Here is a 26,349-nt window from a genome sequence, read left to right as displayed (position 1 = left end):
ACCAGCGTGGAGAGCCGACCCGACTCGTTCGTACGGTCTCGAAGACGGAGGGTAGTGGCTCCACTTGCCGAAGACGGGTACACTTATGCAGCCGCCAAACTGCACATCGGATATGGAACACGAGCAGGTCCGGGACGTCGATCCCGCCGTCGCCGATGCACTCGAGGGAGAGGTCGATCGCCAGCGAAACTCGCTGCAGATGATCGCGAGCGAGAACCACGTCAGCCAGGCGGTCATCGACGCGCAGGGAAGCGCCCTGACGAACAAGTACGCCGAGGGGTATCCCGGCTCGCGGTACTACGGCGGCTGCGAGTACGCCGACGAGGTCGAAAACCTCGCGATCGAACGCGCGACGGAGCTGTTCGGTGCCGAGCACGTCAACGTCCAGCCACACTCGGGCACGCAGGCCAACCAGGCCGTCTACTTCGCGATGTTAGAGCCCGGCGACAAGATCCTCTCGCTGGATCTGACCCACGGCGGTCACCTGAGCCACGGCCACCCGGCGAACTTCGTCGGCCAACTGTACGACGTCGAACAGTACGAGGTCGACCCCGAGACGGGGTATCTCGACTACGAGGGGCTGGCAGAGCACGCCGAAGCGTTCGAACCCGACATCATCGTCTCGGGCTACTCCGCGTACCCGCGCGAAATCGAGTGGGAGCGCATTCAGGAGGCCGCCGACAGCGTCGACGCGCTCCACCTCGCGGACATCGCTCACATCACCGGTCTCGTGGCCGCGGGCGTTCACTCGTCGCCGGTCGGCACGGCCGACTTCGTCACGGGGTCGACCCACAAGACGATCCGCTCCGGCCGCGGTGGGATCGTCATGTGCGACGAGGAGTACGCCGACGACGTCGACTCGGCGGTGTTCCCCGGCGGGCAGGGCGGTCCACTCATGCACAACGTCGCCGGCAAGGCCGTCGGCTTCAAGGAGGCGCTCCAGCCGGAGTTCGAAGACTACGCCTCCCAGACGGTCGCGAACGCGAAGGCGCTCGGCGAGAGCCTCGTCGACAACGGCTTCTCGCTGGTCTCGGACGGCACTGACAACCACCTCGTGCTCGTCGACCTGCGCGAGAGCCACCCCGAGACGTCGGGGGGCGACGCCGAAGAAGCCCTCGAGGACGCAGGCATCGTTCTCAACGGCAACACCGTCCCCGGCGAGACGCGTTCGGCGTTCGATCCCTCGGGCATCCGCGCCGGGACGCCCGCGCTGACCACCCGCGGCTTCGACGAGGACGACTGCCGAAAAGTCGCCGATCTAATCACTCAGGTCATCGACGCGCCGGAGGACAATGATGTCCTCGAGGACGTCCGCGAGGAAGTCGAGTCGCTGTGTGACGCGAACCCGCTGTACGAGTGACATCCTCCGCGCCCTGAAGGGCGCGGCTTCCCGTACCGCAGTTGGGATATTTGCTGGTCTACGACACGACCTGTTCTCTCGTGCGGAACGTCCCGCTCTCGCGGTCGAACAGGTGTACCGATGGCTGTGCCACACAGCCGTTACTCCTATCCTCGCCGTGAGGACTCGGAGTTATCTTCTGTCGCATATTCTCCGCCCCGTTACAGTCCGCATTGGCCACCAACTCGCACGATGAGCAGACGTACAAGCCACGTTCGACGCGGTTCGACGTCGTGTCGTCGCCACACGCCGAACACGTCTTCGAGGTATCCCACTCGTTTTCTTTCAGTACCTCGACGCCACGTATCTCGCCTTTGTACGCGAGGTACTGGTAGATACGATCGAATGCCCACGTATGGAGTTTCTTGTTACCGGTCTTGCCCCAGTCCGAGTCACGCACGTCTTCAGGCCAACTCACTGCCACCGTTCCAACACCGCGTTCAACGCATTCGGTAATGATGGTGTCCGTGAGAACGTGGTAGAAGTGTGTCTCGCGGTCTGCAAGTTTTCGACGCGCCCACATCGACTTTTCTGATGGCCCGTTCTCACCTTCGGTGTCGTACTCTGCCCGAGTGAAGTAGTGCTTGTTCTGTTTGAGCGAGTTGCCGGGGTACAGGACGTACTCGTTGGGGAATGCGACCGTGGCGGTGTTCTTAATGCCAAGGTCGATTCCTGCCACTTCATCACCTGCGGAGTCGTTGGTTTCGAGTTCGACTTTGCAGACGAAGTGCAGTTCCCACTCGTCGCCGTTCCAGACGGCGCGGACGTTCTGCACTCGGTTGACCTCCGAGAGGTCAACGTCCGGGCGCGTCTGGTACTCACAGAGGATGAAGTCCGACCAATTCTCTTTGAGGTTTGAACCTTTTGAGAGTCGGACGCGGTTGTTGGCGGGGTCGTGTTTGAACCCGTCTACTTTAAATGTGATCGTACTGCGCGGCCGTTCGTCATCGTGTTTGCGGTAGCCGGGCGGATTCGCCGTCTCGTTGTTCTGTCGCAGATCAAACCACGACTGGAAAGCGTCAGAAAGTTCTTCGATGACTTTCTGACTGGATTGGGCGTTCAGGTCTTTCCAGCACGATTGGTTTTTCATATACGCTTTCAGCACCTCTTCGGCTGGGATTTCACCGACTTCATCCCAGATTCGACCGGCTGTCCAGCGTGCGACGTTCCAGATCTTCGAGGCGGAGTGTCCGAGCAAATCCAGGTCATCGCAGACCTGCCGCTGGTTCTGGATGGAACCAACGTAGGTGCGAGTGACCTCGATCGCCATACATAGCCTATGTAGATAAACCAACTTAATAGTATGGATGATCGTGGAATATCCAGCCCGCCACCGACGGTGGATTGCGTCGTCCAGTGACGCGATTCACGCCCATTGAGTAAATCGAAGGTTTGCGATGCCCACCAGAAGTCTTTGATTTCTGAGGACGCTGTGAACGGTGGGATTCTTTCGCTGATTAAAGATAGCTACGTCGTTCGGCTTCCGTATGTCCGTCTCAGTTTGGAAGTCGGCCGGCTCGCTCGAGGATCGCGAGACCGACGATCGTGAGCGCGAGGAAGACGGCGCCGATCTGGAACAGCTGGTCGTAGCTGTAGCCCTGTTCGACGAACAGGCCGAGGACGAACGAGCCGAGCGACTGGGTGAGCATCCACACGGAACTGAACACCGCGTAGGCGCTCCCGCGGGTCGAGTCGGGGAGCGTCTCGAGGAGGAACGTGTCGGTCGCGGGAAACAGCGAGTGGATGACGACGCCGACGACGGCGGAGAGGGTGAGTAGCCCGATCAACCCCTCGGTCAGCGTCAGGACGAACAGGGAGACCGAGAACAGGCCGACGACGCCGAGCAGGTACGGTACTTTTGGGAGTCGATCGGCCAGATCGCCGCCGACGAAGAACGCGGGGATGCCGGCGGCGAAGACGACGGTTAGCAGCATGCTCGAGGCCCGCGGGGACATGCCTTTCGACTGCATGTACAGTTCGTAGAAGTTGAACACGCCCTGCCAGACGAACGAGGCGACGCCGACAATCGCCAGGCCGGTCACGATGACCCGCCACTCCGAGAGCGCGCCGGCGACGAAGCTCCGGTCGTCCGCACCCGCGTTCGGCAGCGTCGCCCGCCGCGCGGCGAGCCACGTGTAGCCGGTTATCACCGCCGCGCCGACGGCGATGAGCCACAGCGACAGCCGCCAGTCGACGAGCACCGTCACCGTGACCAGCGGGGCCGCGAGCACCGCAGCGATCTGGCTGGCGGCGCCGTGGATCCCCACGATGCGACCGACCCGCTCCGGGAAGAGCTCGCTCAGAAACGGGTTCGCCGAGACGAAGTAGACGCCCGACGCGATCCCCATCAGGAAGGCCCCGAGCATGAGGTGCTCGATCGACGTCCCCATCGCGGCGAACGCCGAGGCCGCCGCGAGGATCGCCCCGGAGCTGAGCACGACGACGTGACGCGGCACCTTCGTCAGAAGCCAGCCGGTCGGCAACCGCGGCGCCGCACTCCCCACCCACGTGAGCGTCACGAGCAGGCCGGCCGTCGCCTCGCCGATGGTGAACTCCGCAATGATCACGTCCAGCAGCGGCGCGAAGATGATTCTGGCGAGGTTGAGGAGGAAGACGAGTCCGCAGAGAGAGGCGAAGAGTCGGGTTCGGGTCACGGTTTCTGTTTCTGATAGGTCGCCACAAACGTTCCGAAATCGGCCGGTTCGTCGGTTGGGTCGCGGCCACAGTCGTCCTCAAGCGTCTCGGTCGAACGGTCGCGGAGCGGTCCCTGTCAGTACTTGTGCTCGGACGGAGAGAGATCGAGCGCGTCGTAGAAGTCTCGATCGATGTAGTCGCGCTCGGCACGCCACCGTTCGAAACCGGACCGATCGGCAGGATAGGCGTCATACTGCCGTTCGTACTCGGAGACGTAGGTACGCGTCTCCCTGAGGCCGAGAACGGCCTCGTACAGTTCGTGCGTGCTCACGCCGAGCGTTTCGAAGGTGTCTCTGCGATACTCCGCGAGGAAGTTCTTGAGAACGCCGGTCCCGACCAGAAGCTTGCTTTTGAGGTCGTCGACTTCCGTGGAGGTGCCGACGATTTCGCGAAGCTCCGCCTCGGGAAGCAACGCGGTGAGTGCCCGGAGAACGTTCACCTCGAGCGCGCTCGCGGCGACGTTGTACGCGTCCCACGAGGCGAGTTTCGCAGCCTCGCCGTGTTCGCGGTACAGCCAGCGGTTGTGCTCCCAGAGGCCGTGTTCGGAGACGTCACCGTCTTCGATCGCCTCGACGGCGGCGCGTCCGGCGGAGTAGCCGGAGTAAGCCGCCCCGCGGATGCCTTTGCCCGTGATCGGATGCGTCGTCCCCACCGCGCCACCCGCGGTCAGGTAGCCGGGAGCGACCATCGAATCCAGCGGCCGACGGAGGGCGATCGCCGACCCAAGCTTGTTTTTCGTGTCGAACTTCTCGGCGACGTTCGCGCCCTGATACTCGGGTCGGTCCTCGATGTCGCGGCGCAGGCGGTCGGCGAGCGGGATCGGCTCCTTGTTCATCTGGAATCCCAGGCCGACGTTGATCTGCGTCGGTGTCCGCGGGAAGTACCAAATGTAGCCCAACTCTTCTAGGGGTTTCCCGACGATGGCGTTGTGGTACTCGACCGGTTTCTCGGTCTCGATGATCTCGCGGTAGGCCGACCCGAAGTGGGTGTAGTGGGGAACCTCGAACGTCGGGGCGCCGGGAGTGTCGAGCGTCTCGAACTCGATCATGTCTTGCAGGATCGACTGTGCGCCCGCGGTGTCGATCAGGACGTCACACTCGTACCTGACCGGCTCGCCGTCTCGAACGGCTTTGACTCCGGTAACGCGACCGTCCTGAAGCACCTCGTTGACCACCGTATCGTAGTGTTGGACTGCGCCGTTGTCGGCGGCCTGCTCGAGGAGTCGCTGTCCGAACTCGTAGCGGTCGATGACGTTGCTGCCCGTCTCGTAGGGCAACACCTTCCGCACCCCGAGTTCCTCGTCCCAGTACTCGATCTGGTCGATGTTGTTGTCGACGAGGACGGCCTCGTCGTCGGCGATCGCGTCCATGTCGATCGGGCCCGGATACTTCTGCGGGTCGCGAGGGCTCTTTATCGCGTCGCCGCAGGCGATGAATCCGCCCTGTTCACGCGGTTTGCGCTCTAACTGGACGACGTCGAGCCCGGCGGCCGCTGCCGTTGCGGCCGCAAAACAGCCCGCGATCCCGCCCCCGACAACGACCACATCGCGCTGGTTGCACGCCATTGGATACTGACCCAACTTTCGGAAATGAGAGACGTAACTCTTGCTTTTTCGGAAGTCCGGCGGACCGGGCGGACCGCTGTCCTCAGTTGCTGTCGATCGTCGACGTCGACGGTGCCGCGCTCCAGGTGGCGCGAACGGTGTACGAGCGACAGGCACTGGCGCTGATCGAGACGGCTGACACCGACGAATACGGCGGCCTCGCGACCGAGTACGACGTCGTCGTCACCGCCGAACGCGGTACGGCCGCGTGGGAGGTCTCGGAGACGGGGACGACCGACAGGGATCCGGAGGAGTGAGACGCGCCATCCGCGTCGCATCCCCGTCGGCCACACGTGAGAAGTGATTCCAATAGCGTACTGGCGTCCTCCGTGACAAACGACATCCGCGACGAAGTCGAACAGCCGTCTCGCGCGTCGACGCGAGGCGGTCACGGCCTCGGCCGAACGAAATCGAGATCGAGGAGCGGTACCGACCGGTTCAGTCGTCGTTCTGACTGCTGCTGTCGGCACCGATCGCCTCGTGTTTGTGCAGCAGCGACATCTTGTCTCGAAGGTCTTCTCCCTCCTTGTCGTACGTTCGGACGCGGTAGACGTACAACAGCGAAACCAGCAGGATCCAGCCGAACTGAACCCCGAGTGCGCTCGGTGCACCGAGGGCAACGAACACCATGAAGATAGCCGAGACGATGACGTTGCCGACAGCCACGACCTTGAGCACCGGCATCGGCAGCTTGTAGAACGAGTACTGGTAGCGATCCGGGAACACTTTCGGCAGGTTCCAGAGCGCGACGCCGCTGATCATGAAGCTGATGAAGATACCGGTGACGGTGATCGTCACGAGCCAGTCGAGTACGTCGACCGCGAGTATCCCATCGAGTGGGCCGGTGAACGGCGCCACGAGCAGGGGAACCAGCGCGAGTAACAGCAGCGCCCGGTTCGGCGTGCCGAATCGATCGTCGATACCCGCGAAGAAGTTGGGGATGACGTCGTCTCGAGCCGCACGCATGATCGTTCGCGAGTAGGAGGTGTACAGCGTATTGGTCGTCGTCGCAGCGGCGACGAGCGCGCCAATGGCGACGAACGCGATGGCCCAGCCGGGCATGATCCCCTCCGCGACGGCCGCGAGCCCGCCTTCGACGGGTTCGCCGTCCTCGCCGATGATCTCCTGCCACGGCACCGCACCGATCAGCGCCACGATGATGCCGATCGTTAGAATCGCGACGAGCGTCATTCCCGCCGCCAGAACGCGCGGAATGTTCTTCGCCGGGCTCTCGAGTTCCTCGCCGATCTCGATGATCATCGCGAAACCCTGGAACGGGATGTACAGGGTTACGGCGGCGAGGAAGAACGGTGCGTAGCCGTCGGCGAACGGCTCACCCTCGCCGGATGGGAACAGGGGCTGGAAGTTCGAGGCGTCGAAGGAGGTCAACCCCCCTGCGATGAACGTGACCATCGCCGCCATCAACAGGCAGACGAGGAGGATCTGGACGTTCGCAGCCAACCGAACGCCGACGTAGTTGAACACCAGGAAGGCCCCAAGCAGGAAGTAAACGGAGGCCAGCGTCGGCAAGTCGGCGAAGACGGGAACGTACTCGGCGAAGCCGAGCGCGGCGAACAGGAGGTACGCCCAGACGGACATGACGGGTACCGCAACCCCCAGGAATCCCCAGTACGGGCCGACGAGCCGCGAGGCGTAAACGTATGCTCCGCCGGCGACCGGAATCGCGCCCCCGAGTTGTAACAGCAACAGGATACCCAGCACCATCGGGATGATGGAGAGCAAAATCGCGACGATGATGCTCGGCCCGGCGACGACGGCCATCTGGGTCGGCACAATGAAGATACTCATTCCCACCGCCGTTCCGATGAGTAGTGCCACCGCAGCGATCGGTCCAATCTTCTCGTTGATCAGCTTGAAATCGTCCCCCGACATCGATAATACGTCAGAGTATGACACCCAGGGGCTCTTTAAAATACTTATTACTCGGGGAACATCTTCACCGATTCAGTCAATACCCGTCGGGTATATCGCTCCCCACGGTCGGTTGTATTCGCGAGTGTTCATTCGAACGCCGTATAAGAAAGTCGACACGATTCGAGAGGGATCATCCCACCCGTCGACTGGTCCGCCGCTGGACGACTACCCGCTTTGCGTAGATTTTTGTAAATGTATCGTGTCACAAATCCGCATGGACGACGATGCAGCGGCGGCGATGTACCGCACCAGAACCGGAGCCGTCACGACCGACCGTGGCGACGGGGGCCCCGTCGTCTTCGCCCACGGGACTCTGATGGATCGGACGATGTTTCGGCCGCAACTCGAGGCCCTCGCCCCCGAGTATCGGGCGGTTGCCTACGACCTGCGGGCGCGGACGGATCAGTATGCGCCGGGGTACGACCTCGACGATCTGGTCGAGGACTGTGACGCCCTGCTCGATGGAATCGGCGAGGAGAGTGCCGTCATCGGCGGAATGTCGATGGGCGGGTTCATGGCTCTGCGGTTTGCACTCGCCCATCCGGAACGGGTCGACGGGTTGATTCTGATCGATTCGATGGCGGCACCTCACGAGGCCGAGGAACGTGAGACGTACGGGCAACTCGTCGAGCCACTCGAGGGGTCGACCGACCCGAACCCGCGGTCGCTGGCGGAGGGCGTCACCGGCTATCTCTTCGGGGAAACGACCCGCGAGGAGAACCCCGAGCTCGTCGCGGAGTGGGTCGATCGGTGGGCGACCTATCCCGGCGCAGCGGTGTACAACGAACTCCACTCCTGGCTCGAGCGGCCCGACGTCACCGACCGGCTCTCGGAGATCGACGTACCTGTTCTCATCGTCCACGGCGAGGAGGACCCCTCGATCGACCCCACGCGGGCCGAACCGATGCTCGAGGAACTTCCGGACGCCCGCATGGAACTGATTCCCGAAGCCGGTCACACGTCGAACCTCGAGCGACCGGAGCCGGTCAACGAGGCGATTCGATCGTTCCTCGAGGAACGGTTCTGACCGGTTCGATACCCATATTCGTGCATATTTCTCCGCTTTGAAGCAGTGGTTCTGGGCACAGATCCGAGCATTGATTACCCTCGCTACCGCTCACACGAGTAATGACCGAGATCATCGACGGCAACGCCGTCGCCAGCGAGATCCGAGACGACCTGACCGACGCGATCGAGACCCTCGCCGAGGCGGGGTCGCGACCGGGACTGGCGACCGTGTTGATGGGCGACGACCCGGCCAGCCAGACCTACGTGAACATGAAACAGCGCGACTGCGAGGAGGTCGGCATCGAGAGCCACCACGTCGACGTCGACGGAGATGCTGACCCCGAGGTGCTGTACGACGCCATCGCCGACCTGAACGACGACCCGGAGATTCACGGCTACATCGTGCAGGCCCCCGTTCCCGACCACGTCGATTACCGCGAGGTTATCCGCCGAGTCGACCCCGCAAAGGACGTCGACGGCTTCCACCCCGAGAACGTCGGCCGACTCGTCGCCGGCGACGCCCGATTCCGCCCCTGTACTCCCCACGGCGTCCAGAAGCTCCTCGAGTCCGCCGATATCGATCTCGAGGGGAAAGACGTCACCATCGTCGGTCGCTCGGACATCGTCGGCAAGCCGCTCGCGAACCTGTTGATCCAGAAAGCAGACGACGGGAACGCGACGGTGACGGTCTGTCACTCCCGAACTGAGGACCTTGCAACGAAGACCCGGAACGCGGACATCGTGGTCGCCGCCGCCGGCGCACCCGAACTCGTCGACGGTTCGATGATCGGCGACGGCGCGGTCGTGATCGACGTCGGCGTCAACCGTGTGTCCGCCGACACCGAGAAGGGGTACGAACTCGTCGGCGACGTCGAGTTCGAGAGCGCGAAAGCAAAAGCCAGCGCGATCACGCCCGTTCCCGGCGGCGTCGGTCCCATGACGCGCGCAATGTTACTATATAACACGGTCAAGGCAGCGGGTCTGCAGGAAGACGTAGCCGTCGACCTGCCCTGATACGGTCTCCTGTCCGTCAGTACCGCCACAATCACGGCCGTTCGTGGTTGTGCCGGCAACTCGGTACAGCAGTCCGTACGAATTCATAAGTCGATCGGCAGTTCGCTCACTTTTCGTTCCCCTTCGGTCGGTCGCCCGCTTTTCGGTCCTCGTCTACTCCACCCCGCCGAACTCGAGGCTCTCGAGTCGGTCCTGAGCCTGGGTTAACGCGAGTTCGTCGCCGCGGAGTCCGTTTGCCAGGTCTCGAGTCGCCGCAACAAGACGGTCTGCCAACTGCGGCTCGACGTCGCCGTCGAGCATCCGGATCCGCTTGACGTGTTCGCCGAGCGTCTCGAGGGCGCTCCGCTCGGCGCTTGTCAGGTCGCGATCCTCGGCCCAGGTACGGATATCGCGGCGGTACTCGCGAACGGCGTTCGCGTACGCGAGCCCGCGAGCCCCGCGCAGGCTGGGTGGAATCTCCGCGGCGGGCGGGCGTTGGCTGCCGTCGGATCCCTTCGGTTCACTCGACTCGCTGGCGTCGGCGTCACGAAGCAACGAGAGGAAGTAGAGCTCTTCGCGCTCCTCGAGCAGGATATCACGGGCGATGATATCCGAGACGTGGAGCAGTTCGCCCGCGGCGAGATAGGTGTCGTCGAGTTCGCGGAGAGTGCCGGCGTTGATGAATCCGCGACGGCGGATGTACTCTCGGCATTTTTCTCGGGTGCGCTCGGCGATGGTATCGAGCGACGCTTCGTCGATTTCGTTTCGCACCGGAGTGAGATCGAATCCGACCTGCAGATCGGTGTGTTCGGTGCGCTCGTCGATGCCGACGCTGCGGAGGCTGCCACAGGCCGGACAGCCCACGCTGCCCGTTTCGTAGTACGACCAGCGGGTCCCACACTCCGTACACTCACGCTCACCCCGGATTTTCATACGCGGTAGTATGGGTCCGAGCCCAAAAATCACACCGGAGTCAGGTTCGTGCGTGCAGTGCGAATTCGAACTGCGACTACGGTTTCGTTGCGAACAGGCCCGCGGCGGAGAGCCCCCCGATTCCGATCGTGAGCCAGTAGGTACAGGCTCGGTAAATGAGTGCGACGGTAAGCGCGGCGGCGGGATCGAGCTGGCCGAGAGTGGTGAGTCCGGCGGTGACGATCGCCTCGACGCCGCCGGTTCCGCCGGGAGCGGGAACAACCGAACCCAGCTTTCCGAGCGCGACGACGGCGATGACGACGGGGACCGTGACTCGGTAGCCCAGCGCGATCGCGCCGATGTACACCGGAAGCATCAGGAACGCCATCCCGAGATGGGCGTAGACGGTTGCGACGATGAGCGTTCGTTTGTCGGACGTGATCGTCTCAACCGTGCTGTAGAATCCATCGAGCCGTCTGCGAACGGGGTCTGGCGAGAGTTGGTCGTCGAACCGGCCGGTGAACCGACCGACGATTCGGCGAACGACACTCGTGATGGCGAGAACGAGCCTGTAGACGATCGAGGGTCGTCTGACGGCGATAAAGACGATCGACGCGACCACAATGAACAGCCCGGCGAAAGCGGCGACCTGATTCCGCATCCCGTTCCCGAGGAGGTCACCTCCTGCGATCAGTGCAAGCGCCACGAATCCGAACGAGTAGTAGGGGATATAGTTCAAGAGATCGGCGGAGAGGATGCTCGCGAGGCCGTCTTCGTAGGCCATTTCGCCGTCGCGCGAGACCAGATAGGCGACGAACGGCTCGGTTGCAAGTTGCCCGTACGGTGTCGCGTACTTAACGAACATCGCAGTCAGGAAGACGCCCGCAATCCGTCTGCGAGACATCGATCTGTCGATCAGGCTGAGAAACCGGTCCCAGACCAGTCCGCGAAACGTCAGTGCGAGAAACCCCGAGAAAAAGCCGAGGCTGAGGATGCGCAGATCCGCCTTCGAGAGCTCATCGAGGATATCCTGGCTTCCGATGACGCTTATCAGGAGGGCGAGGAGGGCGAGGGCAAACACGAATCCGAGGACGATCCGTCGTTTCACGGGCCGAACATTGTACTGATCCTACAACTATTTTGTGAATGGGACCACGGTAAAATCCATCGAAATTGCACCGAGGGCGACGGGATTCAATCTCGATTCGGCTGTGCAGCTTTTCGGTTCGACGGCCGACAGTTCCGGGCGTCCACGACGAATTTACCCGCTGAACGGTCTACAACGGATGACTGTAATGCGTTTTGTGCTGACGTTCAATGGGTGATTAACGGGCGGCAGTTGCAGGCCGCACTGAGACCAACGGGAACGTCCTATCCAGAGATATGTCCGATCAAAGACTGAACCGTCGAAAGTTCGTTGCCGCAGCAGGTACCGCAAGTGCACTCGTCCTCGCCGGCTGTGCCGACGAGGGCCCCGGTGACGATGAGGAAGAAGACCCCGGTGCGGAAGAAGAAGAAGAGCCCGCGACCGAAGAAGAGGACGACGAAAACGGAATGGACGACGACGAGGACGAAGAGGAAGAAGACGATGACGAGACCTACACGCTGACGGTCACCGTCGAGGACGACGAAGGCGAACCCGTCGAAGGCGCAACCGTCGAACTCGAGGAGGACGACGGCCTGATGGACGATGACGAGGAAGACGACGAGAACGGGATGGACGATGACGAGGATGACGATGAGGAGGGGATGGACGACGACGAAGACGACGAGAACGGGATGGACGACGACGAGGATGACGATGAGAACGGGATGGACGATGACGAGGAAGACGACGAGAACGGCCTCGACGACGATGACGACGACGAAGATTGGCCACGAGAAGAGGAGACCGACGAAGACGGCGAAGCCGAGTTCGACGACCTCGAGGACGGCGAGTACACCGCCTCTGTAGAGCACGAAGGCGAAGAAGCCGAAGACGACGTCGAGATCGACGGCGACGACGAAGAGATTACCCTGACCCTCGGCGAAGACGACGACGATGACGACGAAGATGACGACGATGACGACGAAGACGACGACATCTAATCGGCGTCCCGTACGAACTCCGGTACAGTAGCGCGGCGCGAACGCGGGCGGTCGATCGACTATTCGGTCGCCGTCTGCCCTCGTTTTTTCGGCGCGATACAGCTTGGTAGCTGCTGTCATCTACTGGAACGACCGTTCGTGGTAGCGGCTCCGGTGCGTGTTGACTGTCCTTCTGCGGCACCCGTGCTGGCTTCCACAGGTCGGGTCACGAGCGACGCGCGGGTCACGACTAGGAGACATTGGACGACTGTTTTCGAAACGAAATCCACAGCTTATCGCTGCAAGTGGCGCAAACAATGGGGGCCGTACCGACCTAATCACGGATTAGGCCACCCGCTCGCCGACCCTTTTTCCTTCCGCCTCGTGTAGTGGCGGCTATGCGTGATGAAGACGAAATCCGCGAGCAGTACGAGTTCCTCAAGGAGCACCTCGAGAGCGACGAGATGCGCCACGACGGTGTCGAGCAGATGTTTACCTACTACAAACGCGCGCTCGGCTGGGTCCTCGAAGAGGAACACATCTGAGTCGAGCACACACGACTCGTATCACAATTCCGGCCAGTGTCGTTACCTTTAAGTAGGGCCAGCAGAATCTTTCACGTGACGCTTCGCTTGGAGGGCCGAAGCGTCAGCGGGGACCAATTCAGGGCGGCAAGCGATCGCGTGGCATTTTTCCGCCACGCGATCTGCTTTCCTGTTTCCAAACCGAATAACCGAACAGTGCTGTTGCTCTCGAGCAGGTTGCTTCCGATCAGCCAGGGGCCTCCAGCCAGTATAAGTATCCAGAAACGATTACACTGTACTGTAGACATGACCACCGGATTACGTATGTTTCATCCGGGAACCCATCACGGCCGTTATCATTCGAATCAACCGTAGACGACTATCTTCAACGGTAATATCGCTGTTTCACTCGAAACAACCCGATAGCCTTATTAAAATTCGACAGTAAGTGCGACTGGTACTTTCCCAATGTACGACCTGACAGGATTCCAGCGTGACTTGCTCTTCGTCATCGCTGGCGAGGAGGAACCCCACGGACTGGCAATTAAAGAGGAACTCGAGGAGTACTACGAGAAAGAGATCCATCACGGGCGGCTCTACCCGAACCTCGACACGCTCGTCGACAAAGGGCTCGTCGAGAAGGGGCGTCGCGATCGCCGGACGAACTTCTACACGCTCACTCGGCGTGGCCGCCGCGAACTCGAGGCGCGTCGAGAGTGGGAAGCACAGTACGTCGATCTCTAGGGTGTGGTCCGATTGCGGACGGTCACCACACTTGCGGACTGGTTCTCGGATCGTCGGTCTCGATTTACGACCTGAGAGGGCTCACGCTGCCGATATCGGCACGCCGCTTATGTAGGGTCGCGATGAACGTTCGACAGTGAGCGGGCTCACCCTCCAGCTTATCGACGCGCCGTTGGACGAAACCGTCGTCCGAATCGCCCTCGCCGGAGCGCTCGGTATGTTCCTGGGGTTAGAGCGCGAGTGGTCCCAGAAGTCCGCCGGCATCCGGACCTTCTCGCTGATCAGCCTCCTCGGTGCCGTCTTTACCCTGCTGGTCGTCGAAACCGAGATCGGCGAAGCGTTGCTCGTCCTCGGCGGTCTGCTCGTGATCGTCCAGGGCGTAATGCTCGGGATTCAGGGCTTGCTGGGCGACGACGAAGCCGGTCTCTCGCTGACGACCTCGGTCTCGATGCTCGTCGCCTACGGCGTCGGTGCGCTGGTCGCCGCCGAGTTCATCCTCGAGGGCGTCACGGTCGCCGTTCTCTCGTCGCTCCTGCTCGTCCTCAAGCGCGAACTCCACGAGTTCGCGTGGGGGCTCAGCCACGAGGAGATGCGATCGACGACGGAGTTCGCCATCCTGGCCTTCGTCATCTACCCGCTGCTTCCGGCCGAGTGGACTCCCGAGTTCGCCGGCGTAACGATCCCCCTCGAGCCGCAGGTGATCTGGCTCATGGTCGTCGCCGTAGCGGGGATCGGGATCGCCAACTACGCGATCGTCTCGAGCTACGGTGGTCGAGGCATCGCCGTTACCGGCTTCTTCGGGGGGCTCGCCTCGTCGACGGCCGTCGTCGGAACGATGCTCGACCACGTCCGTCAGCGGCCGGAAGCCGCCTCCTACGCCGTCGCTGCGATCTTGCTCGCGAACGCGGCGATGGCCGCGCGCAACCTCGCCATCGCCGTGGGCTTTACCGTGGGCGGCAGACGGGAGATCCTCATCGAGGCGATCGTCCCCCTCGGTGCCGTCATCTTGATCGCGTTCGCCGTCGCCGCGGCGACGGCCGACTGGCGCGAATCCGGCCCGATGGAACTCGAGAGCCCGTTTTCAATGACGAACGCGCTCGCGTTCGGGGCCGTTTTCCTCGTCGTCCTCGTGTTCGGCTCGCTCGCCGAGACGTGGTTCGGGACGCTCGGCTTCTACGCAACCGCCGTCGCGAGCGGCTTCGTCTCGAGCGCCGGGGCGACGACCTCGGCGGTCGTCCTCTACCGCGGCGGCCAACTCGGCCCCGCAGAGGCGACGATTGCGATCCTGCTCGCGACGGTCTCGAGCATCGTCGTCAAAGCCCTGCTGGCGTCGACGTCGACGAACCACGGCTTCCGGAATCAGGTGGCGGCCTACAGCGGACTGCTCTTGCTCGGCGGCGCGCTGGCGTCGATCCTGATTCTCATCTAGGACTCGAGCAACGAGGGGATGTTTTCGATCATGGGAGGGGTTGGGTATTTCACGCGACTGTGCTAATTCAGGATATGGATCGCGAGACGATCGAACCACAGGTCGAAACGATTCCCGGCGAGCGAGCGAGTCAGTGGGCCGATTATCACCACCGCTTCGCCGCTCCGAGTACGTACGTCTACGAGTTCGTCTGGGATACGAGCGCCGACGCAGTCGGTCCGTTCTGTACCGACGTCGACGGCAACGTCTTGTTGGATTTTACGAGCCACGTCGCCGCAGCGCCGCTGGGGTACAACAACCCGACGCTTCGCGAGAAACTCGAGGAGTTCGATCTCGTCGATCCGCTGAAGATCGCCGGCCAAGACTTCTACGTGAGCAACGGCGGCTCCCCCGACGATCCCGACCTCCCCGGTCCGACCCAGTTGATGGATCGACTGGTCGCGATGACCGACCACTACGATATGGATCGCGTCTTTCTCTCGAACTCCGGGGCTGAGGCCGTCGAAAACGCAATCAAGAGCTGCTACGCTTCGGGCGGTCACCGCGCGTTCACCTTCGACGGCGCGTTCCACGGCCGCACCCTCGGAGCGCTCTCGCTCAACCGCTCGAAGGCCGTCCACCGGCGGGGGTATCCCGAAGTTCCCGGCGTCGTCAGCGTCCCCTTCCCCTCGACGCAGGAGGCCTACGAGAGTCGCTGGCTGACCGACGGCCCCGGCGGGAACGTCGTCGCCGATAAGCTCCACCCGGAACGGGGTGTGATCGATCCGGAGGAGGTCGCCTTCCTCATCCTCGAGCCGATTCAGGGCGAAGGCGGGTATCGGCCGGCTCACCCCGAGTTCGCCCGCGACCTCGAGGCCCTGCGCGAGCGCTACGATCTGAAAATCATCGCCGACGAGATCCAGACGGGTCTCGGCCGAACAGGCGAGCTCTGGGGCGTCGACCACCTCGATCTCACGCCGGACGTCATCACCGCGGGCAAGGGACTTCGCGTGGGGGCGACGATCTCTCGGTCGGACGTCTTCCCGGCGGAGACGGGACGGCTGTCGTCGACCTGGGGTGCCGGAGACGTCATCGCCGCGATGCAGGGCGTCCTCACGGTCGACGTGATCCACGAGCAGAATCTGCTCGCGAACGTTCGCGAGCGCGGCGAGCAGTTGCGGAGCCGTCTCGAAGAGCAAAAGAAAGCGCAGGAACTCGAGGGACTGATCGACGTCCGCGGTCACGGCCTGATGGTCGCCGTCGAGTTCGACACCAAAGCGCGCCGCGAGGCCGTCGTCGAGGCGGCGTTCGAGCGCGGACTGTTGACGCTCGGGTGTGGGTACAAGACCCTGCGACTGTTGCCGCCGCTCGACGTCACCGAACGCGAGATCGACCTCGGCGTCCGACTGCTCAGCGAGTCGGTCGCGGACGTTTCGGCGGAGCGTTCGTAACCGTCGTCGTACGAAAGCCCCAGCCTCTTTCGGCGTCCGCGCCAAGCCGGTGTACGATGATCGGGGCACTTACGGTCGGCAAAAAGGCAGTGACGTTCGGCTACAAACGCTACGGGATCCCCGGCGCGGTCGCGTCGGGCGGTATCGCACTGGCGGGCTACGTCGCCGTTCGTCGGGCACTCCAGTCGGCGACGAACGCCGACGACGACGCGCTGGACTCGGCCATCGACGCCGATTCGATCACGAACGCGGTCGAGCAGGAGGGTCTGCAGGCGGTGACCGACGTCCAGACACTCGACGAGGCGATCGATCAGGACGAACTGCGCTCGGGCGTCGACGTCGACGATATCCAGTCGTCCGTGTCGGACGAGACCGACGAGTTCACCGGCGATCACGAGCAGGGCGCTGAATAGGGCCGTAGACGAAGGGGCCGAACGTCGGCCGTCGGCTGTCGGCTCCTGACCCTAATCAGTTGACAACCGAGTGATGGATCCGGCTCGAGTCCGACCGCGGCAGACAGCGGCCGCGTCAACGAAACGGCGCTATCCGCCCGCCGGTATCCTCACTACTCGTTTACTTTCACAGTCTGAAGCGCGCTGGTGTCATTTTCGAGTTCGTGGCGTACAGATAGTCGTTCGGACGGTCGACGATGAGATTGAGATCACGGACGACGCCGGTACGCTCGAGTAGCGCGGACGGCTACTCGCCGCGGAGTTCGTTCATGTGGTCGATGCGCTGCTGGACGAGGTCGGGTTTGCCGATGTCGTGGCGCATGTGGAGGCCCTCCTCGCCGGCGGCCTCGAGCGCGTCCTCCGCGATCGCTTCGGCGTCGCTGATCGAGTCCGCGAGACCGACGACGGCGAACGACCGCGACGTGGTCGTGTAGATGCCGTCCTCGCGGTCGTCGACGCTCGCATAGTAGAGCAGGGCGTCCCCGGCGCTTTCCTCGTCGATCCGCACCTTCGCGCCGGCTTCGGGCTCCGTCGGGTAGCCGTCGGGGACGGCGTACTTACAGACCGTCGCCTTGGGGGCGAACTCGAGGGTCGGGGGCGCGTTGCCGTTCCGGGCCGCGGTGAGTACGTCGAGGAAGTCCGTCTCGAGGACCGGCAGCGTGTTCATCGCCTCCGGGTCGCCAAAGCGGGCGTTGAACTCGATGACCTTCGGACCCTCGTCGGTGAGCATGAACTGGCCGTACAGGATGCCGCGATAGTCCTCGAGGGCGTCGACGGTCGCCTCGATGATCGAGACGGCCTCGTCGTAGTCCTCGGGAGTCATAAACGGCAGTTCGTCGGACGCGTCGGAGTAGCTGCCCATGCCGCCCGTGTTCGGCCCCTCGTCGCCCTCGTAGGCGCGTTTGTGGTCCTGCACCGCGGGGGCGGTTTCGAACCCGTCGTTGGCGACCAGCGCCTGCACGGTGAACTCCTCGCCGATCAGGCGTTCCTCGAGCACGATCCGGTCGTAGTCGGAGTCCCGGATGTACTCCTTGCCCTCCTCGGCGGTCACCTGATCGCCGATGACTTTGACGCCCTTGCCGCCCGTGAGGCCGGCGGGTTTGATAACCAGGTCGCCGTCGTACTCGTCGATGTAGTCACACGCAGCCTCCGGGTCGTCGAAGGTCTCGAACGCCGGACAGCCCGGGATATCGTGTTCCCGCATAAACCGCCGTTGGAACGCCTTATCCGTCTCGATACGGGCGTCGTCTTTCTTCGGACCGAAGGGGTAGACCCCCGCCGCCTCGAGCTCGTCCGCGACGCCCGCCTCGAGGGGTGCCTCGGGGCCGATGACGGCGATCGTCGCGTCCACCGCCTGTGCGTACTCGACGACGGCCTTCGAATTGGTCGTCTCGAGCGTCTCGAACCCGGTCGCGATGCGGGCGATGCCCGGGTTACGGTTCCCCGCACAGGCGTACAGGTCGGCCTCGCTGTCCTCGAGCGCACGAGCGATGGCGTGTTCGCGGCCGCCGCCGCCGATCAGGAGCACGTTCTCTCGCATGGAAGAACGCGGAACGCACGAACCTGTAAACGTTGCTCTTTCCTCGAGCGAGACCTGTACACGGTCGTGAGTACTGCTCGGCGAAACGGCGGCCGATCGAGTCAATAAAAGATACATACGTGGTTCCTGTCATACCTTCTCCATGAACCGCCGCCCGCTCCTCCAGACTCTCGCGACCGCCGGCGTCCTCGTGTCGGCCGGCTGCGTCGGATCGCTTCCGTTCGTCGGTGACCGCCCGGAACCCGACGACGTCTTCGCCGATCACTGGTTCGACGGGACCGACCTCGTCGTTGCGTTCCGCGAGACCGCCGACGTTCGCCGAGCCGTCCTCTTCGATTCGTCGACGGACGAAACGTACGAATCGATCGACGAACCCGGCGACGCCGTCCGGTTTCCCGTTATTTTCCCGAACCGAGTCGAGACGCGCTTCTCCACGTCGCTCCGCGTGGAAGCCGAGACGGCGGACGGCGCGGTCCGGCAGTGGATCTGGGAACCGGTCCACGGTGCCGTTCGAAACGTCGACCCGCTCTCCGGACAGTCGCGCGCGACTCGATATCGAGAACCAGACCTCGGTCCCGTTGCTCGTCCAGTTCGTCGCCATCTACGGCGATGTCCCGAATCCGTGCGTCGATCCGCAAGGCGACTCGTTCGACCGCTCGGCGTCCGATCTCGGTCCCGGCGTCGTCGGAGCCGGCTCGAACCGTCCCCTCTCACCCTCGAGAACGGATCTCGTCGTTCCCGCGGCGGAGACGAGGGCCTTCGAGACGACGTACGCGCCGTTCGCTTTTCCCGACGGAGCCGACGCTGACGCCTGCACCGACGACGACCGCCGCGGTACGGTCGCGATCGTTCACGGCTCCGGCGGGAGCGCCGCCTACGGGTTCACGTATCAACTCGAGGGCGAACCGACCTCGATCGAGGCCGACGGACTCGAGGCGACGGTCTGTCGCTCGGAGTGAGTGGAGTACCGGAGGAGAGACGGCTCTGAGGCCCGAGGGGCGATTTCCGTGATTCCGGCTCGCGGAACCGGCGGAGTGCTGCTCCGAACTGTCGACCGTCGAGGCGTCCGCCGAATCGAACGGGAACTTCCGCGACCGGTCGGTTGAAGTCGTTCGTATTCGAAACCAACCGACATGACTCCGTCCGGCCCTCCGCAGACGAAACGCGAGAACACGAGCTACGAGCGACACGGCGACCTGATCGACGATCCCTACCGCTGGCTCGAGCAGGGCGGCGAGGCGGTCGACGAGTGGGTCGACCGCCAGAACGAGTACGCCGACGACTACCTGGAGTCGGTCCCCGTACGCGAGGACCTTCAGCCCCGATTCGAGTCCCTTGCCCGGACGACCGACTACGGGACGATCACGGCCGCACCGACGGGGTACTTTCAGGAGGTCGAGACGCCCGACGATGAGCAACCCGTTCTCTACTCCCGGGAGTCCCTCGAGGACGACCGCGAGGTGCTCGTCGACCCGAACGAGTTCAGCGAGGACGCCACGAAATCGATGGGGTGGTGGACGGTCTCGCCGGACGGCGAGCGACTCGCGTACGGCGTCGACGAGGGCGGGAACGAACTGTACGACGTGACGGTCATCGAGGTGCCCTCCGGCGAGGAACTCGAGGAACTGGCCGGTCTCGGCCGCGCAGGCCCCGGCATGTTCGCGTGGACGCCCGACGGGTTCTACTACGGACGGACCGGCAAGGAGGGCGAGGCCCAACTCGAAAAGGAGATTTACCTCCACGAGCACGGCGACGACCCCGGCGCGGACGCGTTGGTTTACGAGGTCGACGTGCCGTCGATGTGGCCGATGCTCTCGACCAACCGGGACGGCGATCACCTACTCGTCTCGTTGATCGTCGGCTGGGAACGCAGCGACCTGCTGTACGCCGAGGTCGGCGAAACCGAGTTGACGCCCGTCGTCACTGATGCCGACCATCTTTACACGCCGCTGATCCACGGCGACACCGCCTACGTACGGACCAATCTGGACGCCCCATACTACCGATTCATCGAACTCGATCTCTCGGGTGACCTCGACGAAGTCGACCCCGCTGAGTTGCCCGAAATCGTCCCCGAACGCGACGGGATCGTCACCGGCGCGACGATCGCTGACGACCGCCTGCTGGTCCAGTACGAGCGGGCGGCCGTCTCCGAACTCGAAGCGTTCGATCTGAACGGCGACCATCTCCGGTCGGTCGATCTGCCCGGTACGGGAACGCTCGCCGGCCTGAACGGCAACCGCGACGCGCCGGAGGCGTTTTTCAGCTACCAGTCGTTCGACCACCCGCCCGCGGTGTTCCGCTACGACCTCGAGGCGGACGAGTCCGCGGCACTGGACCGCCCGGACGTCTCGCTGGAGTTCAATCTGACCGTCGACCAGGTCCGGTACGAGTCGGGCGACGGGACCGAGATCCCGATGTTCGTCGTTCACCGCGCGGACCTCGAGCGCGACGGCGACAACCCCGCGTTGCTGTACGGCTACGGCGGCTTCGAGAACAGTTTGACGCCGACGTTCCAGAAATTCGGGGGCGAGTTCCTCCGATCGGGCGGCGTCTACGCCGTCGCCAACCTCCGCGGCGGCGGCGAATTCGGGAAGGAGTGGCACGAGGCGGCCCGTCACGAGCAGAAACAGCACACGTTCGACGACATGATCGCTGCCGCGGAGTACCTGCTCGAGGAGGGGTACACCTCGAGCGAGCGGCTGGCGATTCAGGGCGGTTCCAACGGCGGGTTGACCGTCGGCGCGGTGCTGACCCAGCGACCGGACCTGCTAGCAGCGGTCTGCTGTCAGGTCCCGCTGCTCGACATGCTCCGGTTCCACACCTTCCTCCTCGGCGCGTCCTGGACGAGCGAGTACGGCTCGCCCGACGACCCCGAGGCCTACGAGTACATCAAGGCGTACTCGCCGTATCACAACGTCGAGGGTGGCGCGGACGGACCCGAGTATCCGCCGGTGCTCTTCGAAACCGCCGAGGGCGACACCCGGGTTCACCCCGTCCACGCCTGGAAGATGGTCGCTCGCATGCAGTCGGTCGCGAACGGCGGGCCGTTCCGCTGCAAGACGAATCGAGACACGGGTCACGGAACGGGCAAGCCGACCTGGATGATCGTCGAGGAACAGCTCGACACCTGGTCGTTCCTGTTCGATCAACTCAACGTCGAGTACGTCGAGCCGTAGCCGCTGTTTCGAGCCGGGTACGATCGGACCTAAACGATCCGTCCTGGAAACGATTTCCACGGAATCGCAGCGGCTGCCCCGGCTCAGGCGTAGAACAGCGGCGGCCGCCGGTCGCCGCCGTGCTCGTCGTCGGGCAGGTGGGCCTCGAGCGCGCTCGTATCTTCCGTTCCGAGTAACTGATCCAGAACGTCCACGGCAGCCCCGCGATGCAGCGGCTGGTTGTCGTTCCCACACTGCTCGTCCATCACGCAGGCGGGACAGCCCCCGACGTTTCCGCAGTCACAGTCCGCGATGAGGTCGCGCGCCCGCCGCGCGACGGCCTCGTAGTTCTCGTATATCGCTCGTGCGAAGCCGAGGCCGCCCTCGATGCCGTCGTAGATGAACCAGCCGCTCGCGGGGGTGCGCTCGAGGTCGGTCGCGATTTCGCGGACGGTCGCTTCGGCGGCGGCGATGTTCTTCGGCGCGTCGTCGGCCGCTCCCGGAGCGCCGAATCGGGAATCGGCGTCCGGATCGGCGTCCTGATCGAGGTGTGAATCGATCGTCAGCGTCGCCAGCCCGCCCAGATCCCGTTTATCCACCATCAACTCGAGGGGCGCAACGCCGATGGTCGCGTGCTCGGCGGCGTGGAGGCCGCCCGCGTAGCCGAGATGGGCCGTTCCCGCGAGCCCGTCCTCGAGTTCGGGCACCGAAAAGTCCCGGTATTTCTCTATCAGCGCCCGCTCGACGCGCTGGGGCACCTCGAGCCAGCACAGTTGGGTCTCCATCGACAGCGGCGGGTTCTCCGTGGGGATCGATTGGTCCGTTTTCTTCCCGCCGTGGATCGCGACTTTGTCGTAGGTGCCGTGGTAGACGAGCACCCGCCCGCGGCCGAAGTGAAGGGTAAAGTCACCGATGTCGCGCGATTCTTCGGAAACCGCATCGAGGACGGTAACGTCGGTCCGCGTGCGCGTGTAATAGTCCACATTCGTCGGTTTGAGCGTGACCGACGGTCGCGGCGAGCCGTGATCGACGGCCGTGACCTCGTACTGCTGTCCCTGATGGAGCCTCACCGCGCCCTCGTGGAAATCCCGCAAGACTCGCTCCTTCGCGAGCGGTTCCATCTCGGGGTCCTGTGCCGGGTCAGCGCCGTCCTCGAGGGTCACCTCGTACTCCTCGCCCGTCGTCGCGTACAGCGAAATGGACCCCTGGGGTCGCGGCGGCCCGACGTAGGAGACGCCGGTCTCGAGCGCGCCGGTCAACTGCCCGGCGCGACGCCACATCTCGATCGCTCGCTCGAGGCGCTCGCGCTCGGCGAACGCGCCGACGTCGGAGTCGTCGATAGCCAGTTCGTCGGCCGCACAGCGCAGGTGCCGGGCGAAGACCGCGTCGTTGTCGATGTCGACGACGGCGTCCTCGATGTCGTTCTCGAGGAGGTAGTCCGGGTTGTTCACGACGTACTGATCGAGCGTGCGGTGTTCGGCGACGAGCACCGAGAGGGCTCGTTTCGCGCCCCGGCCCGCCCGACCGATCTGCTGCCAGAACGACTGGCGCTGACCGGGGTAGCCCAACTGGACCGTCGCGTCCATCGCGCCGATGTCGATTCCCAACTCGAGGGCGTTGGTTGATGCGATGCCGTCCAGAAGTCCGGTTTTGAGCTGGTGTTCGGTCCCGTGGCGCTTCTTCCGGGAGTGTCCCGCGTGGTAGGGCTCGATCGCGCTCGCCCGATCGGGATTCGCGTAGTAGTGGTTGTCCTGGCGGTGTTTCGAGGCCCGCTTGATCGAGAGTTCCGCAAGCTTTCTCGAGGGGGTAAACAGCAGCGTCTGGGCGTCCTGATAGGTCAGGTGCGAGAGCAGCCGCGGAGCCTCGACGGTGGCGGGGACGCGTTCGACGACGGTATCGCCGTTACCGTCATCCGCCCCGCTCCAGTCGTCGCGGTCGTCGTCCGCCTCTCGGCCCTGTGGCGGCGGATTCCAGAGGACCAGATCCCGAGGTCCCGCGGGGGAGCCGTCCTCGTCGACGACGGTGACGGACTCGTCGATCAGGGCGCTCGAGTGCTCGCCGGGGTTGCCGATCGTCGCGCTCGTGAGGACGTACTGGGGGTCGGCGTCGTAGTACGACAGCACGCGTTTCAGCCGCCGAACGATCCAGGCGACGTGCATTCCGTGGACGCCGGTGTAGGTGTGGGACTCGTCGATCACGACGAGGTCGCACGTCGAGAGAAATTTCGCCCAGCGGTCGTGGTCGTGCAGGTAGGTGTTGACGCCCGCGAAGTTCGTGATGATGACGTCGGCCTCCTCCCGGATTCGCTTGCGATTCCGGCCGCGCTCGGTGTCGCCGTCGTAGACGCTGACCGTGATGTCGAGCCCCAGCTCGTCGTAGAGGTCGTTCAGGCTGCGTTCCTGATCCCGCGAGAGCGCTTTGGTGGGATACAGTAGGTATGCGGTCGACGCCTCGCCTCGAGCCCGTGCCGCCAGATAGTTCCGGGCGATCTGTAGCGCGTACACCCTGGTCTTCCCGGAGGAGGTGCTCGTCGCAACGCAGACGTTCTCGTCGCGGGCAAGCGCTTCGAGAGCTTCCGCCTGATGGGTGTAGAGGTCGTGCTCGAGCGGCCCCGCGAGGTCCGCTCGGAGGACGTCCGCGCTCGGGACGGTCGACGCGGGTCGACCGGGGCGCTCGAGCAGCGAAATATCGTTCGGATTCCGGTAGCCGGGGAACGTTTCGACCAGTTCGTCGCCGGTAACCGGGACCTCGGTCCGCTCGTCGGAGTGGTGCTCGCTCATCGGTTAGAAATCACTCAACCCGGTCTGTTCGCTTTTCTTGGGCTCGCTCGAGGGCTGTCTGTCCGCCGTTCGATCCGTCGAGTCTGCGTTTGCGGATTCTCCGCTCGCGGTGTCCGTCTCTACCCGACTCGAGTCGCGGCGGTTCGAATCGATCCGGGACTCGGCCTGGGGCGCGTCCCGAAGCCGCTCGTAGACGTGCCACAGCGCTCGACAGTCGTCCTCGCAGTAGGCTTCGTGGCGCTCCCACTCGAGGGGGTCGCCCGTTCGCATGAATCGCTGGTACGCGGCGGCAGTCTGCGCCCCGTCGAGCCCGGTCCCCGCGCTCTCGTAGCCGAGCGCGTCGGAAACGGCCTCGAGTTTGTTCGTTCGGCCGGGAAGCAAGGCGTTGTCGTCGCCGACGGCCCAGAGGTAGAGGTCGAATTTGGGGATCGACTCCCACTCGTCGGCGTAGTAGGGGACGTGCTTCGCGATGAAGGCCCCGAGGTGTCGGTAGTCAAATCGCCACCCGTTCCACGTCAGCAGCGCCCGATCGGGGTGGACGCCCAGCAGCCAGTCGCAGAAGGCCTCGAGCACCGATCCCGGGTCAGACGGATCGTCGCGCTCGACGAACGCACGGTAGTCGTCCGTCGCGGGGTCGTAGACGCCGATCTGCCAGATGATCGTCGGCGAGAGGCCATCGGTCTCGATGTCGACGCAGAGCGGCGGCGTGTGCCAATCCTCGCCGGGCAGGGACTCGCCGCTGAGTCGTCGGGGGTCGCCCGTCTCGAGAACCCTCGCGTGCCGGTGCATCGTGCGCGCCCCCTTCCGGCCCACGTTCGGGAGATCGGCCAGCGTCTGGACGGGGGTCTCGAGGAGTTCCGTGCGGGTCGTCACCCCGCGTCCGGCGAGTCGCTCGGCGGTTTTCGGGCCGATTCCGGAGACGGCCTCGAGGCCGAAGTTGGTGATCTTGTGGGTATCGACGCGATCGACACCATCGTCGGTGAGCCTCAGGCTCGCGATCGATTGACGCCGGTCGTAGCCCTCGACGGGGCCTGCACCCTGCAAGCGAACCGAGACGCAGTTCTCGTCGAGCGGCTCGATCCCCCCGAGCAGGTCGTGTTCGACGGCCCGGACCGCGCCGGTTTCGGGCTCGAGGTGCCACAGTTCGTCGTAGCCGGCCGGTTCGCTCCCCGACAAGACGGTCGTGACCTGGCCGGACGGCAGCGCATCGGCGAGTGTCCCTGCGCCCTCGAGGGTCGTCTCGAGAGCGGTCGGACGAACGGTCGTCGTCACGTCGTCGCAGACGAGCGCGGCGATGTCGGACTGTTCAGCGAGCGTGTTCGAGACGTCAGCTGAATTTGCGCGGAGGGACCCGATTCCTGCAGTGACGGCGATTTCGCTATCGCCGAGCGGCTGCCGCTTAAGTGATCCCTCGCTCCCCGTCTCGAGCGGCGGGTGAAACGCCGGCGCGTCGAACGCGCTTCGGGCCCGGGCGAAGGCCTGGGGCTCGCGGGTCGGTCCGAGCACCCAGACGGCGTCGGGGTCGAGGGTCGTATCGAGATCCTCGAGCGTCGCGACGGGGCGGTCGGCGATCGCCGAGGGCGGGAGGGCGAGGAGGGTCGCGCCGTCTCGAGCGGTCATCGCTCGTCGGAACGCGCGGGACGACAAAGAGGGTTTGGACAGCGGAGTGAAAGTGAATTGA

At 64.0% G+C, this 26,349-nt stretch carries 21 protein-coding genes; 12 read left to right on the top strand and 9 right to left on the bottom strand.

From position 1 onward, the window contains the following. Nucleotides 1-112: 112 nt before the first annotated feature. Entirely contained in the window at nt 113-1,360 is a 1,248-nt protein-coding gene (glyA, locus tag GS429_RS19800; protein WP_160067424.1) for a serine hydroxymethyltransferase, read from the top strand. Nucleotides 1,361-1,418: 58 nt separating this feature from the next. Here glyA and GS429_RS19795 read toward each other — a convergent pair whose 3' ends face one another. The 3 genes from GS429_RS19795 to GS429_RS19785 all read right to left on the bottom strand — a co-directional run bounded on the left by GS429_RS19795 (nt 1,419) and on the right by GS429_RS19785 (nt 5,657). After that, entirely contained in the window at nt 1,419-2,669 is a 1,251-nt protein-coding gene (locus tag GS429_RS19795) for an RNA-guided endonuclease InsQ/TnpB family protein (protein ID WP_160067422.1), read from the bottom strand. A gap of 226 nt (nt 2,670-2,895) precedes the next feature. Further along, nucleotides 2,896-4,053, bottom strand: coding sequence for an MFS transporter (locus tag GS429_RS19790; protein WP_328821506.1), 1,158 nt, complete (start codon nt 4,051-4,053; stop codon nt 2,896-2,898). A gap of 116 nt (nt 4,054-4,169) precedes the next feature. Beyond that, a complete protein-coding gene (locus GS429_RS19785) occupies nt 4,170-5,657 on the bottom strand; it encodes an NAD(P)/FAD-dependent oxidoreductase (protein WP_160067420.1) in 1,488 nt (495 codons plus the stop codon). An 86-nt stretch (nt 5,658-5,743) separates the two neighbouring features. On the opposite strand from GS429_RS19785, the gene GS429_RS19780 reads away from it, so the two are divergent. After that, on the top strand, nt 5,744-5,953 hold the full coding sequence (locus GS429_RS19780) for a hypothetical protein (RefSeq protein ID WP_160067418.1): 210 nt from the start codon (nt 5,744-5,746) through the stop codon (nt 5,951-5,953). 181 nt (nt 5,954-6,134) lie between these two features. On the opposite strand, the gene GS429_RS19775 is transcribed toward GS429_RS19780, so the two are convergent. Beyond that, entirely contained in the window at nt 6,135-7,589 is a 1,455-nt protein-coding gene (locus GS429_RS19775; RefSeq protein ID WP_160067416.1) for an APC family permease, read from the bottom strand. Nucleotides 7,590-7,845: 256 nt separating this feature from the next. Between GS429_RS19775 and GS429_RS19770 the strand changes: the two genes are divergently transcribed. Both GS429_RS19770 and folD read left to right on the top strand, forming a co-directional pair. Beyond that, a complete protein-coding gene (locus GS429_RS19770; RefSeq protein ID WP_160067414.1) occupies nt 7,846-8,658 on the top strand; it encodes an alpha/beta fold hydrolase in 813 nt (270 codons plus the stop codon). A gap of 101 nt (nt 8,659-8,759) precedes the next feature. After that, nucleotides 8,760-9,653, top strand: coding sequence for a bifunctional methylenetetrahydrofolate dehydrogenase/methenyltetrahydrofolate cyclohydrolase FolD (gene folD, locus GS429_RS19765; protein ID WP_160067412.1), 894 nt, complete (start codon nt 8,760-8,762; stop codon nt 9,651-9,653). Nucleotides 9,654-9,806: 153 nt separating this feature from the next. Here the strand turns inward: folD and GS429_RS19760 are convergent, their stop codons facing one another. Both GS429_RS19760 and GS429_RS19755 read right to left on the bottom strand, forming a co-directional pair. Continuing rightward, nucleotides 9,807-10,565, bottom strand: coding sequence for a DUF7117 family protein (locus GS429_RS19760; RefSeq protein WP_160067410.1), 759 nt, complete (start codon nt 10,563-10,565; stop codon nt 9,807-9,809). Nucleotides 10,566-10,641: 76 nt separating this feature from the next. Further along, nucleotides 10,642-11,652 carry a lysylphosphatidylglycerol synthase transmembrane domain-containing protein gene (locus GS429_RS19755; RefSeq protein ID WP_328821505.1) on the bottom strand — a complete coding sequence of 337 codons (1,011 nt, stop codon included), beginning with the start codon at nt 11,650-11,652 and terminating at the stop codon, nt 10,642-10,644. A gap of 275 nt (nt 11,653-11,927) precedes the next feature. On the opposite strand from GS429_RS19755, the gene GS429_RS19750 reads away from it, so the two are divergent. From GS429_RS19750 to GS429_RS19730, 6 genes are all read left to right on the top strand, one after another. Then, on the top strand, nt 11,928-12,632 hold the full coding sequence (locus GS429_RS19750) for a hypothetical protein (protein ID WP_160067408.1): 705 nt from the start codon (nt 11,928-11,930) through the stop codon (nt 12,630-12,632). A 377-nt stretch (nt 12,633-13,009) separates the two neighbouring features. Beyond that, nucleotides 13,010-13,156, top strand: coding sequence for a hypothetical protein (locus tag GS429_RS21990; RefSeq protein WP_201294055.1), 147 nt, complete (start codon nt 13,010-13,012; stop codon nt 13,154-13,156). A 447-nt stretch (nt 13,157-13,603) separates the two neighbouring features. Then, nucleotides 13,604-13,879: a PadR family transcriptional regulator gene (locus GS429_RS19745; protein ID WP_160067406.1), complete on the top strand. Its 276-nt coding sequence runs from the start codon at nt 13,604-13,606 to the stop codon at nt 13,877-13,879. 136 nt (nt 13,880-14,015) lie between these two features. Beyond that, nucleotides 14,016-15,308: an MgtC/SapB family protein gene (locus GS429_RS19740; protein ID WP_328821504.1), complete on the top strand. Its 1,293-nt coding sequence runs from the start codon at nt 14,016-14,018 to the stop codon at nt 15,306-15,308. Between the two features lie 74 nt (nt 15,309-15,382). Further along, nucleotides 15,383-16,738: an aminotransferase class III-fold pyridoxal phosphate-dependent enzyme gene (locus GS429_RS19735; RefSeq protein ID WP_160067404.1), complete on the top strand. Its 1,356-nt coding sequence runs from the start codon at nt 15,383-15,385 to the stop codon at nt 16,736-16,738. A gap of 56 nt (nt 16,739-16,794) precedes the next feature. Next, complete coding sequence (locus GS429_RS19730) at nt 16,795-17,151, top strand: hypothetical protein (RefSeq protein WP_160067402.1); 357 nt, start codon at nt 16,795-16,797, stop codon at nt 17,149-17,151. A gap of 286 nt (nt 17,152-17,437) precedes the next feature. On the opposite strand, the gene purD is transcribed toward GS429_RS19730, so the two are convergent. Then, nucleotides 17,438-18,730: a phosphoribosylamine--glycine ligase gene (purD, locus tag GS429_RS19725; RefSeq protein ID WP_160067400.1), complete on the bottom strand. Its 1,293-nt coding sequence runs from the start codon at nt 18,728-18,730 to the stop codon at nt 17,438-17,440. A gap of 503 nt (nt 18,731-19,233) precedes the next feature. On the opposite strand from purD, the gene GS429_RS22315 reads away from it, so the two are divergent. Both GS429_RS22315 and GS429_RS19715 read left to right on the top strand, forming a co-directional pair. Beyond that, on the top strand, nt 19,234-19,689 hold the full coding sequence (locus GS429_RS22315) for a hypothetical protein (protein WP_235920868.1): 456 nt from the start codon (nt 19,234-19,236) through the stop codon (nt 19,687-19,689). 174 nt (nt 19,690-19,863) lie between these two features. Further along, nucleotides 19,864-21,909 carry a prolyl oligopeptidase family serine peptidase gene (locus GS429_RS19715; RefSeq protein ID WP_160067398.1) on the top strand — a complete coding sequence of 682 codons (2,046 nt, stop codon included), beginning with the start codon at nt 19,864-19,866 and terminating at the stop codon, nt 21,907-21,909. An 83-nt stretch (nt 21,910-21,992) separates the two neighbouring features. On the opposite strand, the gene GS429_RS19710 is transcribed toward GS429_RS19715, so the two are convergent. Then, nucleotides 21,993-24,668: a DEAD/DEAH box helicase gene (locus GS429_RS19710; protein ID WP_160067396.1), complete on the bottom strand. Its 2,676-nt coding sequence runs from the start codon at nt 24,666-24,668 to the stop codon at nt 21,993-21,995. 3 nt (nt 24,669-24,671) lie between these two features. Next, nucleotides 24,672-26,288 (bottom strand): ribonuclease H-like domain-containing protein, encoded by a 1,617-nt coding sequence (locus GS429_RS19705; protein ID WP_160067394.1) that lies wholly within the window; start codon nt 26,286-26,288, stop codon nt 24,672-24,674. Between the last annotated feature and the right edge of the window lie 61 nt (nt 26,289-26,349).

It is taken from the genome of Natronorubrum halalkaliphilum, from assembly GCF_009834785.1.
GTDB lineage: Archaea > Halobacteriota > Halobacteria > Halobacteriales > Natrialbaceae > Natronorubrum > Natronorubrum halalkaliphilum.
The sequence above is the reverse complement of the archived record's forward strand: the minus strand, read 5'-3'. Positions and strand labels throughout refer to the sequence as shown.

Coding starts and splice junctions, on each gene's coding strand:
- GS429_RS21990 (WP_201294055.1), top strand. CDS start 13,010: ATGCGTGATGAAGACGAAATCCGCGAGCAGTACGAGTTCCTCAAGGAG.
- GS429_RS19735 (WP_160067404.1), top strand. CDS start 15,383: ATGGATCGCGAGACGATCGAACCACAGGTCGAAACGATTCCCGGCGAG.
- GS429_RS19705 (WP_160067394.1), bottom strand. CDS start 26,288: ATGACCGCTCGAGACGGCGCGACCCTCCTCGCCCTCCCGCCCTCGGCG.
- GS429_RS19760 (WP_160067410.1), bottom strand. CDS start 10,565: ATGAAAATCCGGGGTGAGCGTGAGTGTACGGAGTGTGGGACCCGCTGG.
- folD (WP_160067412.1), top strand. CDS start 8,760: ATGACCGAGATCATCGACGGCAACGCCGTCGCCAGCGAGATCCGAGAC.
- GS429_RS19715 (WP_160067398.1), top strand. CDS start 19,864: ATGACTCCGTCCGGCCCTCCGCAGACGAAACGCGAGAACACGAGCTAC.
- glyA (WP_160067424.1), top strand. CDS start 113: ATGGAACACGAGCAGGTCCGGGACGTCGATCCCGCCGTCGCCGATGCA.
- GS429_RS19775 (WP_160067416.1), bottom strand. CDS start 7,589: ATGTCGGGGGACGATTTCAAGCTGATCAACGAGAAGATTGGACCGATC.
- purD (WP_160067400.1), bottom strand. CDS start 18,730: ATGCGAGAGAACGTGCTCCTGATCGGCGGCGGCGGCCGCGAACACGCC.
- GS429_RS19795 (WP_160067422.1), bottom strand. CDS start 2,669: ATGGCGATCGAGGTCACTCGCACCTACGTTGGTTCCATCCAGAACCAG.
- GS429_RS19745 (WP_160067406.1), top strand. CDS start 13,604: ATGTACGACCTGACAGGATTCCAGCGTGACTTGCTCTTCGTCATCGCT.
- GS429_RS19710 (WP_160067396.1), bottom strand. CDS start 24,668: ATGAGCGAGCACCACTCCGACGAGCGGACCGAGGTCCCGGTTACCGGC.
- GS429_RS19785 (WP_160067420.1), bottom strand. CDS start 5,657: ATGGCGTGCAACCAGCGCGATGTGGTCGTTGTCGGGGGCGGGATCGCG.
- GS429_RS19750 (WP_160067408.1), top strand. CDS start 11,928: ATGTCCGATCAAAGACTGAACCGTCGAAAGTTCGTTGCCGCAGCAGGT.
- GS429_RS19730 (WP_160067402.1), top strand. CDS start 16,795: ATGATCGGGGCACTTACGGTCGGCAAAAAGGCAGTGACGTTCGGCTAC.
- GS429_RS19770 (WP_160067414.1), top strand. CDS start 7,846: ATGGACGACGATGCAGCGGCGGCGATGTACCGCACCAGAACCGGAGCC.